Source organism: Blautia sp. ZXY-1-B12, from assembly GCF_056339915.1.
This window is the reverse complement of record NZ_JBWJVP010000127.1, coordinates 1-2,636: the sequence shown is the minus strand read 5'-3', so window position 1 is coordinate 2,636 and position 2,636 is coordinate 1. Positions and strand designations below refer to the sequence as shown.

At 41.4% G+C, this 2,636-nt stretch carries 3 protein-coding genes; 1 reads left to right on the top strand and 2 read right to left on the bottom strand.

What is annotated here, in order from left to right; translation table 11 throughout:
- The coding region (locus tag AC075L_RS07180; protein ID WP_476387449.1) for a MarR family winged helix-turn-helix transcriptional regulator at positions 1 to 345 on the bottom strand (345 nt) is incomplete at its 3' end.
- Between the two features lie 233 nt (positions 346 to 578).
- The gene (locus AC075L_RS07175; protein ID WP_120062524.1) at positions 579 to 1,463 is read right to left on the bottom strand and encodes a LysR family transcriptional regulator; all 885 of its coding nucleotides are present in this window, start codon (positions 1,461 to 1,463) and stop codon (positions 579 to 581) included.
- 167 nt (positions 1,464 to 1,630) lie between these two features.
- Here AC075L_RS07175 and AC075L_RS07170 point away from each other — a divergent pair.
- On the top strand, positions 1,631 to 2,636 hold a 1,006-nt coding region (locus AC075L_RS07170; protein WP_476387448.1), incomplete at its 3' end, for a sodium-dependent transporter.

Genomic DNA, 2,636 nt, shown 5'->3' with positions numbered 1-2,636 from the left:
CTGGAGCTCCTCCACGATTTTTCTTCCGTTTTCTGTCAGATATACACGCATGATGCGTTGATCTTTATCATCACGTTTCCTGCAGACAATGTCTGCTTTCTCCAGACGCTGGATACTTACATTTACAGTGGGCGGTGTTACACCCATCCACTCTGCAATCTCCTTCTGGCTGCAGCCGTTATGTCTGTATACGATCATAATGATCGGCATCTGTCCCTGTTGGATACCGATTTCCCGTATACGCTGCATACATCTCATACCATATTGGCGGTTGATCTCCATAAAGAGCGCAGGCATGCTTTTCTCTTCTCGTTTTTCTTTCTTCTCCTCTTCCGGGCACCACATAACTTCACTCCTTTCCGGCCTCTGTCCTCTTTCAGGTCTGATATTATTCTTTAATTAGCCTGACTAATCATATATAATATACTTTTAGACAAAAAATGCAAGTGTTTTTTGTGCAGTTTATAATTATTTTAGATTTAGCTTTGATATTTCCAATTTGTAAATATTCAATTTTATTTTGCCTGGCTAATTTTTTTCATCTCAGGTCGAATAAAATTTCCAATACTCTTCAAGCTCTATCTCTGCATAACTTCTTTATAAAATTCTATAAACACATTAATTGCCGGAGACCGCCATTTATTTTTGTGGAGCAGCAATTGTGTCCATACAGTTACCGGGCAGCCGGCAACATCCAGTCTTTTAATCTGTCCGTCTTTCACATATTTCTCCGAAATAAAATCCGGAAGAAAGGAAAGCAGGCTGCTGTTTTTTACCAGTTCACATATCTGAAGCGGATTTCCGATTTCAAGAACCGGACGGATTTCCAGTGATTGGGACGCAAGGGTTTCATTCAGTATTTTTCTGTAGCTCATGGCTTGTTCTGTTAACACAAACTCATTCTGAGAAATTTCACTTAATTTCCATGAACAGCCAGCAACAGGATTATCAGCCGCTGCAATAAAATGAACCTGTTCTTCCTGTTCAGCACAAATAATAAAATCCGAATCATAAATATGCCTGTCCAGAGTAAAAACTAAATCTGTTTCGTTCTTCCGTAATTTATCAAACATCTGCTCTGTACCGTTTTCTGTTATCTCCACTTTTATTTCCGGATACTGATGATGAAAACGCAGAAAATCATTTTTAAAATATCTGCTGCAGACAGAACTGGACATAGACAACCGGATCTCGCCTTCAATGCTTTCAGCCGAATTCAGCGAATCGAGCATTTTTGCCTGTGCCTTCAGAATGTTTCGAGCCTGCTGCAAAACTAAAACTCCCTTTTCCGTAAGATTGATTTTATGATAATAACGGTCAAACAGCCTGACATCAAGTTCCTTTTCCAGTTGTTTAATCTGTGAAGAAACTGTAGACTGCGTATATCCCAGTTCCTTTGCAGCAGCCGAAAATCCGGAATATTCACATACTGCAATAAAAGTTTTTAACACATTTGTATCCATAGTTCATTCCTTCCCATAACTTTCCAGTATTTTTCCATTGAAACATTGAATCGTTATTTTTTATAAACGATATTTTCAATAATATACAACAAAACAATCAATTTTACAAATGTTGTTTTTTATCTTATAATATCCCTTATATGAACTTCTGAAGGGAGCGTTATCTTATGAAACGTGAACAGCTTGGAAGCCGGCTTGGCTTCATTATGCTTTCCGCCGGCTGCGCCATTGGCTGCGGAAATGTGTGGAAATTCCCGTGGATGTGCGGGCAAAATGGCGGTGGCAGCTTTATGCTGATCTATCTTCTGTGTCTGGTCATCCTGGGAATCCCGGCTCTTGTGTTGGAATTTTCCATCGGAAGAGCGGCTCAGACAAGTCCCCTTTTCATGTACCGTAAGCTGGAAAAGCCAGGACAGAAATGGGGGATTTTCGGTTGGTTCTGTCTGCTTGGCAACATTGCCCTGATGGCATTTTACACTGTTGTCTGCGGCTGGATCATTTATTATTTTGTACAGTTTCTCAGAGGTAAAAATGGTTCACTGGGATTTTCAGCCATGATCTCCTCTCCCTCTGTGAATGTATTCTTCTTACTGGTCACTGTAGTCATTGCATTTTTCATCCTTTCCTTCAATCTTCAGGGAGGACTGGAGCGTGTGACAAAATATATGATGTCTGCACTGCTGGTGCTAATGCTTGCTCTCGCTGTACACAGTCTTTTTCTGAAAGGCTCTGGTGAGGGAATGACCTTTTATCTGAAACCGGATTTCTCAAAGATCGATGGTTCGGTGATCGTAGGGGCAATGAACCAGGCATTCTTTACTTTATCTACAGGTATGGGTGGCATGGCTATCTTTGGCAGCTATATTGGCAAAGAGCATTCTCTAATGGGGGAAGCTATTCATGTGATCACACTGGACACACTGGTTGCTTTTCTGGCAGGAGTTATTATTTTCCCTGCATGCTTTACCTTTGATCTGGAAGTAAATGCAGGTCCGAGCCTTCTGTTTGATACAATGGCAGCAGTTTTTAACAACATGTCCGGAGGTCGCATCTGGGGTTCCTTATTCTTCCTGTTCATGGTATTTGCAGCTATGTCAACCGTCCTGGGTGTGTGCGAGAATATCCTGGCAATGATCCGTGAGCTTACCGGCTGGTCTCGTCCAAAAGGCAGCG

What these genes read in the sequence shown, in the direction of transcription:
- AC075L_RS07175 (WP_120062524.1), bottom strand. Translation starts at nt 1,463, where the DNA reads ATGGATACAAATGTGTTAAAAACTTTTATTGCAGTATGTGAATATTCC.